The organism is Ruegeria sp. HKCCD8929, assembly GCF_013031405.1.
GTDB lineage: Bacteria > Pseudomonadota > Alphaproteobacteria > Rhodobacterales > Rhodobacteraceae > Ruegeria.
Genome location: NZ_WPZY01000004.1, coordinates 199267 through 211659, shown reverse-complemented (window position 1 = coordinate 211659; position 12393 = coordinate 199267). Strand labels below are relative to the sequence as shown.

Below are 12393 nucleotides of genomic sequence, written 5' to 3'. Positions count from 1 at the left end.
TCAGTTAAGACCTGTGTCAGGTGTTCATCGAGTCGAAGAACTCACCGTTCGTCTTGGTCTGCTTCAACTTGGACAACAGGAACTCGATCGCGTCAGTGGTGCCCATCGGGTTGAGGATACGGCGCAGGACGAAGGTTTTCGCCAGATCGCCCTTGTCGACCAGAAGGTCCTCTTTCCTTGTGCCCGACTTGAGGATGTCGATGGCCGGGAACACGCGCTTGTCGGCGATCTTGCGGTCCAGCACGATCTCCGAGTTACCGGTGCCCTTGAATTCTTCAAAGATCACCTCGTCCATCCGGCTACCGGTATCGATCAGCGCGGTGGCGATGATGGTCAGCGAGCCACCCTCTTCAATATTCCGTGCCGCACCAAAGAACCGCTTGGGCCGTTGCAGGGCGTTGGCGTCCACGCCACCGGTCAGAACCTTGCCCGAAGACGGCACCACAGTGTTAAACGCCCTACCAAGTCTTGTGATAGAATCGAGAAGAATAACAACATCTCGTTTATGCTCGACCAAACGCTTGGCCTTTTCGATCACCATCTCGGACACGGCGACGTGGCGGGTGGCCGGTTCGTCGAAGGTTGAGGATACGACCTCACCCTGCACCGACCGCTGCATGTCGGTCACCTCTTCGGGACGTTCGTCGATCAGCAGAACGATCAGGTAGCACTCGGGGTGGTTCTTCTCGATCGAATGCGCGATGTTCTGCAGGATCACCGTCTTACCGGTCCGCGGCGGCGCCACGATCAGCGACCGCTGACCCTTACCGATGGGCGACACCAGGTCGATCACGCGGGCCGACTTGTCCTTGATGGTCGGATCCTCGATCTCCATCTTCAGACGCTCATCGGGATAGAGGGGCGTCAGGTTGTCGAACAGAATTTTGTGTTTAGCCTTCTCGGGCTCTTCAAAATTGATCTTGGTGACCTTGGTCAGCGCAAAATAGCGTTCGTTCTCGTCGGGGGCCTTGATATCCCCCTCGACCGTATCGCCGGTGCGCAGCGAATGCTGGCGGATCATGTCAGGCGAGACATAGATGTCGTCGGGACCCGGCAGATAGTTCGCCTCGGGCGAGCGCAGAAAGCCGAACCCGTCCTGCAGCACCTCCAGCACGCCGTCACCGCCGATGGTCCAGCCCTCATCCGCGCGTTCACGCAGGATCTGGAACATCATCTCGCCCTTGCGCATGGTCGAGGCGTTCTCGACCTCAAGCTCTTCGGCCATCGACAACAAGTCTTTGGGGCTTTTCGCCTTGAGATCGGCAAGGTTCAGGGATTCGGTAGACATGATGATACGACCCTTGGCCGCTTTCAGCGCGGCGCATATATGGATTTCAAACAGGAAAGCACGGCTGCCCGGACGGGCGCGTTGAGTTCTACATAAGAGAGCAAAGGCGCAGAGTCAAACGGCCCTCAGAACTTCAAAATCACCGCTAGCACGATCACCACCATCAGAACGGTCGGAACCTCATTCATCATGCGGTACTGGCGCCCTGTGAGCGTATTTCGCCCCTCTGCGAAATCCTTGCGCCGCGCCATCAGCCAGTGATGAAACCAGGTCATAGCGATCACCGCCGCGCCCTTGGCCCAGGGCCACGCCCATTGCCAGTCGACCACGCCGGGGGTGAACACCATGATCAGCCCGCAGACCCAGGTCACGACCATCGCCGGCCCCATGATCACCCGGAGAAGCTTTTCTTCCATTTCAAAGAAGATCTCGGGCGCGCCCTCGACACTTTGCGCCTTTTCCACGTGATAAACGAACAATCTGGGCAGATAGAACAGGCCCGCCATCCATGAAATCACCGCCATGACATGAAGCGACTTCACCCAGGGATAGATCGTATACAGAAGGTCGGTCATCCGGGGCCTCTCGGTTGGACGGGACCTCCCTAATAAAAAAGAAAGAAAAGAAAAAGGATGATGGTTTTGTAGGGTGAAGAAATTCCGTGGATTACTGTGTTGCTCAAGTCGTTTTCCCCAAGTGGACAGGTGGGTATTCCGGATTCTCACAGTTCTTTGATATCTTTTAATAGTTGTTTATTATCAACAAGTTATGTAATTTTAACGCCGTCCGATCTGGGGATAACTCGTCAGTAACTTCGGAACATCCCCGTTATCCCGTCTTGCCCACTTATCCTTGTCCCGGCGGGACAGAAAAAGTGCGACTCGCGGATCTTTCGCGCCGGTTTCCCGGGCTTGCGTGTCAACCGGAAAACCATACAAACCGTTCAAGATCACTCATCCTCTTACGCACGGGGTTTTCCACATGTCTGTCCCCCTCATCCTCGCCTCCGGTTCCGCCATCCGGGCCCAGCTGCTGCAGAACGCAGGCGTTCCCTTTGCCGTCGAGGTGCCGCGGGTCGACGAAGACACTGTCAAGCGCGCCCTGCTCGCCGAAGAGGCTCCACCCCGCGACATCGCCGACGCACTGGCCGAGCTGAAGGCGCGCAAGATCAGCGACAAGAACCCGGGCGCCATGGTGCTGGGCTGCGATCAGGTGCTGGATTTCGAAGGGCATCTGCTCTCGAAACCGACCAGCCCCGAAGCGGCCCTGGAACAGTTGCAAGAAATGCGCGGCAAGCGGCACATGCTGCTCTCGGCGGCGGTGATCTATCAGGACCGCCAGCCGGTCTGGCGCCATGTGGGTCAGGTCCGCCTGCGGATGCGCACCAGCTCGGATGCCTATCTGAACGGCTATGTCACCCGCAACTGGGACAGCATCCGCCACGCCATCGGCGGATACAAGCTCGAGGAAGAGGGCGTGCGCCTCTTCACCACCATTGACGGAGACTACTTTAACGTTTTGGGTATGCCCCTGTTGGAACTGCTCAACTTTCTGGCGCTGCGGGGGGTGATCGAACAATGACGGACAACCGGATTCCACTGGCGGGCGTGATCGGCCATCCCGTCGCGCATTCGAAATCTCCGCGCCTGCACGGGCACTGGCTCACCACATACGCGCTGCAAGGCCACTACATCCCGATGGACGTGGCCCCGGCGGATCTGGAACAGGTGCTGCGGATCCTGCCCAAGGCCGGTTTCGTCGGCGCCAACATCACCGTCCCGCACAAAGAGGCGGCATTGACGCTGGCCGACCACGTGACCGACAGGGCCACAGTGATCGGGGCGGCCAATACGCTGATCTTCCGCCCGGATGGCTCAATTCATGCCGACAATACAGATGGGTACGGCTTCATGGAGAACCTGCGCAGCGGCGCGTCCGACTGGAACCCACAGGCGGGTCCGGCGGTGGTGCTGGGCGCCGGCGGCGCCGCGCGGGCGGTGATTTCAGCCCTGTCCGAGGCAGGTGTACCCGAGATCATCCTGACCAACCGTACGCGCGCGCGGGCCGAGCATCTGCAGGACGAATTCGGTCAGCGCATCCGGGTGGCCGACTGGGTGCAGGCCGGAAACGTGATCGAAGAGGCCCGGCTGGTCGTCAACACCACCACACTGGGCATGATCGGCAAACCCAAGCTGCGCGTGCCGCTCGATGGGTTGCGCCCCGACGCGGTGGTCACCGATCTGGTCTACGCCCCGCTCAAAACCCGCCTGCTGGCCGAGGCTGAGGCGGCGGGATGCACCACCGTGGACGGGCTCGGCATGTTGCTCCACCAGGCGGTGCCGGGATTCGAACGCTGGTTCGGCCAACGGCCCGAGGTCGACGACGCCACCCGCGCCGCGGTGCTGGGATGAGTTTCAATCTGGGCCTCACCGGCTCGATCGGCATGGGCAAATCCACCACCGCCCAGATGTTCGTGGACGAAGGCTGCGCGCTGTGGGATGCCGACGCGGCGGTGCACCGGCTTTACGCGCCGGGCGGTGCGGCCGTTGAACCGATGCGCGCGGTCTTTCCTGACGCCATCGAAAACGGCGCGGTCAGCCGCCCGGCCCTCAAACGCGTGATTGCCGGAACCCCGGATGCGCTCCGCACCATCGAGCGGATCGTGCACCCGCTGGTGGCCGAGGATCGCGCGACATTCCGGGACACCGCGCGGGCGGATATTCTGGTCTTCGACATCCCGCTGCTCTTTGAGACCGGCGGCGAGGCGGCGATGGATGCGGTGGCCTGCGTCTCGGTCCCGCCCGAGATACAAGAGGCCCGCGTGATGGAACGCGGCACCATGACCGCCGCGCAATTCCACCAGATCCGCGCCAAACAGATGCCCAACGACGAAAAATGCGAACGCGCGGATTTCGTCATCATCACCGACACGCTGGACCATGCGCGCCGCCAGGTGCAGGATGTGGTCAGGCAGATACGGGCAGGGCTGGCACATGCGTGAGATTGTACTCGATACCGAAACCACCGGGTTCGACCCCGAAAGCGGCGACCGGATTGTCGAGATCGGCGCGGTCGAGCTGTGGAACCACGTGGCCACCGGCAAGACCTACCACCAGTATATCAACCCCGAACGCTCGATGCCGGCCGAGGCGTTTGGCATTCACGGTATCGGCCCCGACCTTCTGGAGCCGCCCGAGAACCCGAAACCGGGTCAGGTCACGCTGCGCGACAAGCCGGTGTTCGCCAAGATCGGCCAGGAGTTCCGCGATTTCGTGGGCGACGCCAAGCTGGTGATCCACAATGCCTCGTTCGACATGAAATTCCTCAATGCTGAGCTGCGCTGGATGGGTCTGCCGACGATGCCGATGGATCAGGCCGTCGACACGCTGGCCATGGCGCGCAAGAAATTCCCCGGCTCGCCCTCGTCGCTGGATGCGCTCTGCCGCCGGTTCAACATCGACAACTCGAACCGGGTGCTGCACGGCGCTCTGCTCGACTCCGAGATTCTGGCCGAGGTCTATCTGGAATTGATCGGCGGGCGGCAGCCGGACTTCGCGCTTTCGGCCCATTCCGGCGCGGGCATCGGCGCGGATGGCGAGGCATGGCGCCCGACGGCCCGGCCCAACCCCCTGCCCGACAGGATCACCGAGGCCGAGCGCGAAGCGCATAGGGCATTTGTCGAAAAGCTGGGGGAAGACGCGCTTTGGAACCGCGCCTGACCGGGACCAGGCGCGGTATCCGAAATCAGGCTTCGGATTTCTGCGCCTGTTCGGCCTGACGGCGCATGATCTCGTTTCGGTACAGCGAAACGAAATCGATATTGTCCAGATTGACCGGCGGATAACCACCGTCCCGGGTCACATCGCTGACGATGCGGCGCAGGAACGGGAACAGCATGCGCGGGCACTCGATCAGCAGGAACGGGTGCAGCTGCTCATCCGGTACACCTTCCACGTGGAACAGGCCGCAATAGTCGATCTCGAACAGGAACAGCAGATCGTCGAGACCCTTGGCCTTGGAGGTCACGTTCAGCTTGATCGATACCTCGAACTGATGCTCGACCTGGCGTTTCTTTGCGTCCAGATTGACCTGCACGCTGATCTCGGGCTGCACGTCGCCCGAGACGCCCTTTTGCGCCATCACGTTCTCGAACGACATGTCGCGGATGAACTGGCCCAGCACACGCATCTGAACCTGAGGGGCCTGGGCCTGGCTTGCCGCTTCGGTGGACGCGGCGGTTTCGTCGGTCATGGATCTACTCCGGAAATAAGATTTGGCACTGCTTATCAACTCGCGCCGGGTACCTCAATGCCGGTCGGGGCCCTCGACCCAACCCGAGGGTTGGCCGGGCTCGCGGCGGGGCCGGACCTCGGTATATTCGCCGTCGATGATGTCACCCCGATCGCGCGGGTCGTGACGGGCGTGAAACTGCGCCCCCATCTGAAACCGGGTGACCGAAACGCGCGCCCGCAGATACCGGAACACGGCGACCCGCACGCCCGGCACCAGCAGGGCAAAGCCCACGGCATCGGTGAAAAACCCCGGCGTCAGCAGCAGCGCGCCGGAAAACAGGATCATCGCACCATGCGCCAGCGGCTCGGTCGGATCGTCCAATTCCGAGAACGCGCGCTGCAACTGGCCCAGCGCCATGCGACCTTGTGTCCTGACCAGCCAGGTGCCAAGCACCGCCGTCAGCACCACAATTGCCAGCGTTGGCCACAGCCCGATCAGACCACCGACCTGAATGAACAGGGCAATTTCGATGATCGGCACCAGCAAAAAGGCCAGAAACAGGTACATTTAGGTGATCCTTTCTCAACAGGTGGACGGTGGACTTGCCCCCGCCTGTCCCCTACATAGTGGCCTGAGGCCCTGCTTACAAAGCCTCAAGTTCTGAGACGAGGACGATAATGAACTCACCCCTGATCCAGCTTCTGGTGCTGGCCGGCATCGCCGTTTTCCTGATCCTGCGCCTGAGAAGCGTGCTGGGCACGCGGGAAGGATTTGAAAAACCGCCGTTGCCGCAGCAGCAATCGGCCAAATCGCGCCGCGATTTCGAAGTGATCGAGGGTGGGCCCGATCAGGATATCACCGATCACGTGCCCGAGGACAGCGATCAGGCTCAGGAACTGGCCGCTATGAAACGGGTCGAGCCCGGCTTTTCGGTCACCGATTTCGTGCAGGGCGCCCGCGGTGCCTATGAGATGATCGTGATGGGCTTCGAAAAGGGCAACCTGAAAGAGATCGAGCCCTTCCTGGCCGAGGACGTGTTCGAGACCTTCGTCTCGGTCGTGGCCGCGCGCGAGGATCAGGGCCTGACCATCGAGGCCGAGTTCATCGGTGTCCGCGAAACCACGCTGGCCGACGCGCGGTTCGACAAGGACAGCAACCGGGCCGAAATCACCATGCGTTTCGTGGGTGAGCTGACGTCGGTTGTGCGTGACCGGGGCGGCGACATCATCGAGGGCAGCCCCAACACCGTCAAACGCCAGAAGGACAGCTGGACCTTTGCCCGCGTGATGGGCACCGACGATCCCAACTGGCTGCTTGTCGCCACGGACGCATGATTGCCGCGCTCCGGTCGCTTGCTCTGGCGGGGGCCGTGATGACCGCTTCCAGCGAAGCCGGGGCCGAGACGACCCACACGATCCTGCGTTTTGACGCCCTCGATGGCTGGACCGCGGACGATCACGCCGCGGCCCTTACGGTATTCCTCAACACCTGCCGTGATCTGAACGATCCCGACTGGCGCGCGCTCTGCGCCGTGGCCGCGACCCATACCGCCGAGACCGCGCGCTCGTTCTTTGAACTGTTCTTCCGCCCGGTGCTGATCGAGGATGGCGACGACGCCCTGTTCACCGGCTATTTCGAACCGGAACTCGATGGCGCCCTGTCCCCCTCGCACCGGTTCCGCTACCCCCTCTACCGGATGCCGGCCGAGGCCAAGGCGGGCGGGCAGTGGCTCAGCCGCCGCGAGATCCTGACCAGCGGCGTGATGGACGGGCGCGGGCTGGAAATCGCCTGGGTCGACGACCCGGTCGAGCTGTTCTTTCTGCAGATCCAGGGCTCGGGCCGCATCCGCCTGCCAGACGGTTCGGCCCTGCGGGTGGGGTATGGCGGGGCAAACGGGCACCCCTATCGCTCCATCGGGACCGAGCTTGTGCGCCGGGGCGTCTATGCCGCCCATCAGGTCAGCGCGCAGGTGATCCGCAACTGGGTCCGCAAGAACCCGGTCGAAGGGGCGGAACTGCTGTTTCACAACCCCTCTTACGTGTTCTTCCGCAAAATCCGCCGGGTGCCGTCGGATCGCGGCCCGCTGGGCGCCATGAACCGCTCGGTAACCGCCCTGCGCAGCATCGCCGCCGACCCGGCTTATACCCCGCTGGGCGCGCCGGTCTGGGTCGAAAAGGACGGCAAGGACCCGATGCGCCGCCTGATGATCGCGCAGGATACCGGCTCGGCCATCAAGGGGGCGCAGCGCGCGGATATCTTCTTTGGCACCGGCGACAAGGCCGGTCTGGCGGCCGGCCAGCTGCGCGACCCCGGGCGGATGGTGGTGCTGCTGCCGATCCAGCGGGCCTATGCCCTGTTGCCGGATGAATACTGATGGCCCGCCGCAGGCTGACAGCCGAAGAGATCGATCTCTGGCGCAAGGTCACCCGTCAGGCCGAGCGTCTGCACCCTGAACTGCCCGAGTCCGTGCGTCCCAAGACCCTGCCCAAACCCAAGCCGACCAAGGCCCCGCTTGCCCGGTTCGAGGCGTTCGAGCTGGGCCAGACCGCGAAGCCAAAGCCGCAAAAGAACACTCTGAAACCGGCGATGACCGAGCGTCTGGCGACGGCCCCCGTGCAGATGGACCAAAAGGCGTTTGCCCGCCTGAAACGCGGTAAACTCAAGCCCGAGGGTCGGATCGACCTGCACGGAATGCGCATGGGCACGGCGCATCCGGTGCTGGTGCGGTTCATCCTGACCGCGCAGGCACAGGGCAAGCGGCTGGTTCTGGTGATCACCGGCAAAGGCAAGGACCGGGACGAGCCCGGCCCCATCCCCACCCCGCGCGGCGTGCTGCGCAATCAGGTGCCGCAGTGGCTGTCGCTGCCGCCGCTGGCGCAGGCGGTGCTGCAGGTCACACCGGCCCATATCAGCCATGGCGGCGACGGCGCCTATTACGTCTATCTGCGCCGCGTCCGTTAGAGACTGCGCACCGCGCGCCGGATACCGATCCATGCGCAGGCGCAGGCAAGTGTAAAGATGGCCGCGATCCCGACGAACTGCGCCTCAAGCTCCAGCCCCAAATCGATCAACCCGCCGGTCAGTCCCGGCCCGAGGGCCGAGCCCAGCACCATCACCGCCGTCGCCATCGCCTTGATCGCGCCGATATGGCGGGTGCCGTAGAACTCGGCCCAGAACGCGCTGGGCAGGGTGTTGTTGGCCCCCGTGCTCAGGCCCAGAAACACTATCCCCAGCAGTGCGCCGCCGATGGACCCGATCCAAGCAAAGATCAGGAACCCAACCGCCATCGGCAGCAGATAGAACGGCATCATCCGCGCGGTGCCCCACCGGTCCAGCGCCCACCCGGCGGCGAACATGGACAGGGTCGCGACACCGGTGAACACAGGAAACAGCGCCACCAGCTCCACATGCTGCCATCCCTTGATCTCGGCCAGATGCACCTGATGAAAGAAAAAGGCGGTCACAAAGGCCGCCGGGGTCAGCAGCACCGGCACAATGAACCAGAACAGTGGATGGCGCAGCGCCTGAACCCGGGCCCAGTGCCGCCCCTCCATCCCGGCGGCGACATAGTCCTGGGCCATGCTTTGCGGCGTGCGCTCCTGCCGCAGCAGGCGGGTCAGAACCGGGATACCCAGCAAGGCAATCCCTGCCGCGACGACCCACAGAAACCGCCAGTCGATGATCGCCATGGCGGCAACAAAAAGGATCGGCAGCATTGCCTCACCCACTGCATAGCCCATGGACGCGACCGACAGCGCCCGTCCCCGCGTCGCGGTGAACCAGCGGGCCATCGCGACCATGGCGATATGGGTGCTCATCCCCTGACCGAACAGCCGCAGGGCAAAGATCACCAGCGGCAGAAGAAATACCCAGGCGTTGAACGCCATGGCCAGCGCCGCCAGCGCCAACCCGGCCAGCACCAGCGGCCCCAGAACCCGCACGCGGAACACATCCGTCAACGATCCGGCCCAGATCATCACCACCGCCGAGGCGGTTGTGCCCAGCGTATAGATCCCGCCCCAGCCGCCATGGCTCAGCCCGAACTCGGCGCGGATCTCACCGGCGAAGATCGAGATGAAAAAGGTCTGCCCGAAGCTGGACAGAAAGGTCAGCAAAACCCCGGCGGCCAGCCATGGCGCATTTTCCGTCAGATAATCGCGAAATCCGCTATGCCTCACCGGTTTTCGCCCGGCCGGGCCAGAATGATCTCTTTCGCTCGGCCGCTGACTTCCACGCCACCGGGGATCAGGAAATCAAAACTGGTTTCCTCGGGCCCAAAAGCTTCGCCCATGGCGGGCGCGGAACTGAGCAGGGTGACCAGCGCGGGCGAGGTGGCGGCCACGAAATGGCGCGATGCGGCATCGCCCGAGAACGCGGTGGTGTCGATCACATCGACCGGGTAGTCGGCGATCCTGTCGATCGAGTCGATATTGCCCAGCCGCCTGCTTTCGGCAGTGCCCCGCAAGCGGGCCGAGATGTTCAGCGCCGGGTCCTTTCTCGACACCATGACCACGAAGGGCTGCGGCACGGTGCCGATCCGGTCCATCTGCGTCCGGAACACATCGACATCCAGATCCGGCGAGATCAGCACCACGCCCTCCAGCATCCGGTCCGACCAGCCGGGCTCGCGGATCTCGGCCTGCCGCATCATCTCCATCGACAGCGCCGCACCCATGGAATGCGCCACCAGCACGATCCGTTCGGCCCCCGATGCCTTGAGCTGGCGGATGGTCTGTTCCAGCCCGTCGCGGGCAAACAGCATACTGTCCAGATCGTAGGCATAGCCAAAGGCTCGCGCCCGGCTGGGCCAGGAATAGATCATCAGCGATCCGGGAATTTCGATGTCATTAGCCAGTTGCGCGGCGCGAAACGCGGTTTCGTTCTGGGTCGCGTTATAGCCATGCACGAACAGCGTGACCTCACGTAGTGCCGAGCCATGCTCGCGCTGATCGTTCAGTAGACGCTGGCGCAGCGGTTCCGGAGAGGCAAACACCTCCTGCCCGGCCAGCACGAACTGGGTTTCCGGGTCCGGCCGCCCGTAGGAAAGGTTCAGGCTCCCCGGTGTGTGCGTCGGCGGGATCGAAACGGTCAGCTCAAGAAACTGCAGCCTGTCCGCCCGCCGATACCCATAAGACCCGTCCGCCTCACGCGCACGGGCCGAGGCGGCAAACACGGTTCGGGGTGTGCCGACGTCAACGGCGTCGGGCACCAACACAAAGGAACTTCGATCTGTGCAGGCGGCCAGCCACACGACCGCGACCAGCACTGGCAGGAACCGCAAGACACCCAACCTCCGTTTTCGTCAGCCACACGCTAGCGGATTATCCCGGCGGGTCCAGAGCAGGTCGCGTTTGATCAAAATTGTGACCCCGAAGGCATCGGCGCGGCGGCGTTGGCGAAGCACAACGCCTTCGCCCGTGTTGGAGGCCGCGATTCAACGCGACCCGCCTTAAAGAACATAGCGGCTGAGATCGGTGGACTTGGTCAACTCGCCCAGGTTTTCCTGAACGAAGCCCGCATCCACCGTAATGCCCTCGCCGGACCGGTCGGGCGCGGTAAAGGACAGCTCCTCGAACACCCGCTCCATCACCGTATAAAGCCGCCGCGCGCCGATGTTTTCGACGCTCTGGTTCACCTCTGCCGCGATATGAGCCAGGGCCGAGATACCGTCCTCGGTAAAGGTGACGGTCACGTTCTCGGTGCCCATCAGGGCGGTGTATTGCAGGGTCAGCGCGTTGTCGGTCTCGGTCAGGATGCGCACGAAATCCTCTTCGGTCAGCGCCCGCAGCTCAACCCGGATCGGCAGACGGCCCTGCAATTCCGGCAACAGGTCCGAGGGCTTGGCGATGTGGAACGCGCCGCTGGCGATGAACAGGATATGGTCGGTCTTGACCGGCCCGTGCTTGGTCGAAACCGTGGTGCCCTCGATCAGCGGCAGCAGGTCGCGCTGCACGCCCTCGCGGCTGACGTCGCCGCCGCGCGCCTCGGTGCGGGCGCAGACCTTGTCGATCTCGTCCAGAAACACGATCCCGTTCTGCTCGACCGCATCCAGCGCGGTGCGGGCCACGGTTTCGTCGTCCAGCAGCTTGTCCGCCTCTTCCCCGATCAGCACCTCATAGCTTTCGGCCACGGTCATCCGCCGCTTGACGGTGCGCCCGCCGAACGCCTTGCCGAAAATATCGCCCAGATTCATCATCCCCATCTGCCCGCCCGGCTGGCCGGGAATGTCGAACATCGGCATCGGGTTCGAGGTGTCGGCCACCTCAAGCTCGATCATCGTATCGTCCAGCTCGCCCGCCTTCAGCTTCTTGCGGAACATGTCGCGAGTGCCCTCGCGGGCATCCTCGCCGGCAATTGCGGTGATCACCCGTTCCTCGGCGGCGGTGTGCGCGTTGGCCTTCACGTCCTCGCGCATGAATTCGCGGGTCTGCAGGATGGCGGCATCGGCCAGATCGCGCACGATCTGTTCCACATCGCGGCCCACATAGCCTACCTCGGTGAACTTGGTCGCCTCGACCTTGATGAAGGGCGCGCGGGCCAGACGCGCCAACCGGCGGCTGATCTCGGTCTTGCCGACGCCGGTGGGGCCGATCATCAGGATGTTCTTGGGATAAACCTCGTCACGAATATCATCGGGCAGTTGCTTGCGCCGCCAGCGGTTGCGCAGCGCCACAGCCACGGCCCGTTTGGCATCCTTCTGGCCGATGATGAAACGGTCCAGTTCCGAGACAATCTCGCGCGGGGTCAGATCGGTCATGTGCTCTCAATCTCGTTGCTTCGCCCCGGAACCTAAGCATGGGGCGCGAAAACACAAGCCGATCACGAAACGCTCACGCCGAAACACCGCGGGAACACGCAACTTCAGGGGGTTG

At 63.1% G+C, this 12393-nt stretch carries 14 protein-coding genes; 7 read left to right on the top strand and 7 right to left on the bottom strand.

The window, feature by feature from the left end; genetic code table 11:
* Positions 1–16: 16 nt before the first annotated feature.
* Together rho and hemJ are read right to left on the bottom strand one after the other, a co-directional pair.
* Positions 17–1288 carry a transcription termination factor Rho gene (rho, locus tag GOX53_RS08175; protein WP_171175194.1) on the bottom strand — a complete coding sequence of 424 codons (1272 nt, stop codon included), beginning with the start codon at positions 1286–1288 and terminating at the stop codon, positions 17–19.
* Positions 1289–1413: 125 nt separating this feature from the next.
* A complete protein-coding gene (gene hemJ, locus GOX53_RS08170; protein WP_171175192.1) occupies positions 1414–1863 on the bottom strand; it encodes a protoporphyrinogen oxidase HemJ in 450 nt (149 codons plus the stop codon).
* 406 nt (positions 1864–2269) lie between these two features.
* On the opposite strand from hemJ, the gene GOX53_RS08165 reads away from it, so the two are divergent.
* Genes GOX53_RS08165 through dnaQ form a run of 4 tightly spaced genes read left to right on the top strand, consistent with a single transcriptional unit; the run spans position 2270 to position 5007 of the window.
* Positions 2270–2869: a nucleoside triphosphate pyrophosphatase gene (locus GOX53_RS08165; protein WP_171175190.1), complete on the top strand. Its 600-nt coding sequence runs from the start codon at positions 2270–2272 to the stop codon at positions 2867–2869.
* Positions 2866–3699 (top strand): shikimate dehydrogenase, encoded by an 834-nt coding sequence (locus tag GOX53_RS08160; protein WP_171175188.1) that lies wholly within the window; start codon positions 2866–2868, stop codon positions 3697–3699. Before GOX53_RS08165 ends, GOX53_RS08160 begins: the two co-directional genes overlap by 4 nt.
* Positions 3696–4289 carry a dephospho-CoA kinase gene (gene coaE, locus GOX53_RS08155; RefSeq protein ID WP_171175185.1) on the top strand — a complete coding sequence of 198 codons (594 nt, stop codon included), beginning with the start codon at positions 3696–3698 and terminating at the stop codon, positions 4287–4289. Before GOX53_RS08160 ends, coaE begins: the two co-directional genes overlap by 4 nt.
* A complete protein-coding gene (gene dnaQ / locus GOX53_RS08150; RefSeq protein WP_171175183.1) occupies positions 4282–5007 on the top strand; it encodes a DNA polymerase III subunit epsilon in 726 nt (241 codons plus the stop codon). Before coaE ends, dnaQ begins: the two co-directional genes overlap by 8 nt.
* A gap of 25 nt (positions 5008–5032) precedes the next feature.
* Here dnaQ and secB read toward each other — a convergent pair whose 3' ends face one another.
* A complete protein-coding gene (secB, locus tag GOX53_RS08145; protein ID WP_171175181.1) occupies positions 5033–5539 on the bottom strand; it encodes a protein-export chaperone SecB in 507 nt (168 codons plus the stop codon).
* 54 nt (positions 5540–5593) lie between these two features.
* Positions 5594–6088, bottom strand: a complete 495-nt coding sequence (locus tag GOX53_RS08140) for an FxsA family protein (protein WP_171175179.1) — start codon at positions 6086–6088, stop codon at positions 5594–5596.
* A 110-nt stretch (positions 6089–6198) separates the two neighbouring features.
* Between GOX53_RS08140 and GOX53_RS08135 the strand changes: the two genes are divergently transcribed.
* The 3 genes from GOX53_RS08135 to GOX53_RS08125 are packed head-to-tail and all read left to right on the top strand — an operon-like array spanning position 6199 to position 8482.
* Positions 6199–6855 carry a Tim44/TimA family putative adaptor protein gene (locus GOX53_RS08135; RefSeq protein WP_171175177.1) on the top strand — a complete coding sequence of 219 codons (657 nt, stop codon included), beginning with the start codon at positions 6199–6201 and terminating at the stop codon, positions 6853–6855.
* A complete protein-coding gene (locus GOX53_RS08130) occupies positions 6852–7895 on the top strand; it encodes a murein transglycosylase A (RefSeq protein WP_171175176.1) in 1044 nt (347 codons plus the stop codon). The genes GOX53_RS08135 and GOX53_RS08130 overlap by 4 nt, the downstream gene beginning before the upstream one ends.
* Positions 7895–8482, top strand: a complete 588-nt coding sequence (locus tag GOX53_RS08125; RefSeq protein WP_171175174.1) for a Smr/MutS family protein — start codon at positions 7895–7897, stop codon at positions 8480–8482. Before GOX53_RS08130 ends, GOX53_RS08125 begins: the two co-directional genes overlap by 1 nt.
* Here GOX53_RS08125 and GOX53_RS08120 read toward each other — a convergent pair.
* The 3 genes from GOX53_RS08120 to hslU all read right to left on the bottom strand — a co-directional run bounded on the left by GOX53_RS08120 (position 8479) and on the right by hslU (position 12278).
* Positions 8479–9699, bottom strand: a complete 1221-nt coding sequence (locus GOX53_RS08120) for an MFS transporter (RefSeq protein WP_171175172.1) — start codon at positions 9697–9699, stop codon at positions 8479–8481. The genes GOX53_RS08125 and GOX53_RS08120 overlap by 4 nt on opposite strands.
* Entirely contained in the window at positions 9696–10802 is a 1107-nt protein-coding gene (locus tag GOX53_RS08115; RefSeq protein WP_171175170.1) for an alpha/beta hydrolase, read from the bottom strand. Before GOX53_RS08115 ends, GOX53_RS08120 begins: the two co-directional genes overlap by 4 nt.
* Before the next feature lie 168 nt (positions 10803–10970).
* Entirely contained in the window at positions 10971–12278 is a 1308-nt protein-coding gene (hslU, locus tag GOX53_RS08110) for an ATP-dependent protease ATPase subunit HslU (protein WP_171175168.1), read from the bottom strand.
* Positions 12279–12393: the final 115 nt, after the last annotated feature.

Bases quoted from the DNA above. Each gene is read 5' to 3' on its own strand.
- rho (WP_171175194.1), bottom strand. From the start codon at position 1,288: ATGTCTACCGAATCCCTGAACCTTGCCGATCTCAAGGCGAAAAGCCCC.
- hemJ (WP_171175192.1), bottom strand. From the start codon at position 1,863: ATGACCGACCTTCTGTATACGATCTATCCCTGGGTGAAGTCGCTTCAT.
- GOX53_RS08165 (WP_171175190.1), top strand. From the start codon at position 2,270: ATGTCTGTCCCCCTCATCCTCGCCTCCGGTTCCGCCATCCGGGCCCAG.
- GOX53_RS08160 (WP_171175188.1), top strand. From the start codon at position 2,866: ATGACGGACAACCGGATTCCACTGGCGGGCGTGATCGGCCATCCCGTC.
- coaE (WP_171175185.1), top strand. From the start codon at position 3,696: ATGAGTTTCAATCTGGGCCTCACCGGCTCGATCGGCATGGGCAAATCC.
- dnaQ (WP_171175183.1), top strand. From the start codon at position 4,282: ATGCGTGAGATTGTACTCGATACCGAAACCACCGGGTTCGACCCCGAA.
- secB (WP_171175181.1), bottom strand. From the start codon at position 5,539: ATGACCGACGAAACCGCCGCGTCCACCGAAGCGGCAAGCCAGGCCCAG.
- GOX53_RS08140 (WP_171175179.1), bottom strand. From the start codon at position 6,088: ATGTACCTGTTTCTGGCCTTTTTGCTGGTGCCGATCATCGAAATTGCC.
- GOX53_RS08135 (WP_171175177.1), top strand. From the start codon at position 6,199: ATGAACTCACCCCTGATCCAGCTTCTGGTGCTGGCCGGCATCGCCGTT.
- GOX53_RS08130 (WP_171175176.1), top strand. From the start codon at position 6,852: ATGATTGCCGCGCTCCGGTCGCTTGCTCTGGCGGGGGCCGTGATGACC.
- GOX53_RS08125 (WP_171175174.1), top strand. From the start codon at position 7,895: ATGGCCCGCCGCAGGCTGACAGCCGAAGAGATCGATCTCTGGCGCAAG.
- hslU (WP_171175168.1), bottom strand. From the start codon at position 12,278: ATGACCGATCTGACCCCGCGCGAGATTGTCTCGGAACTGGACCGTTTC.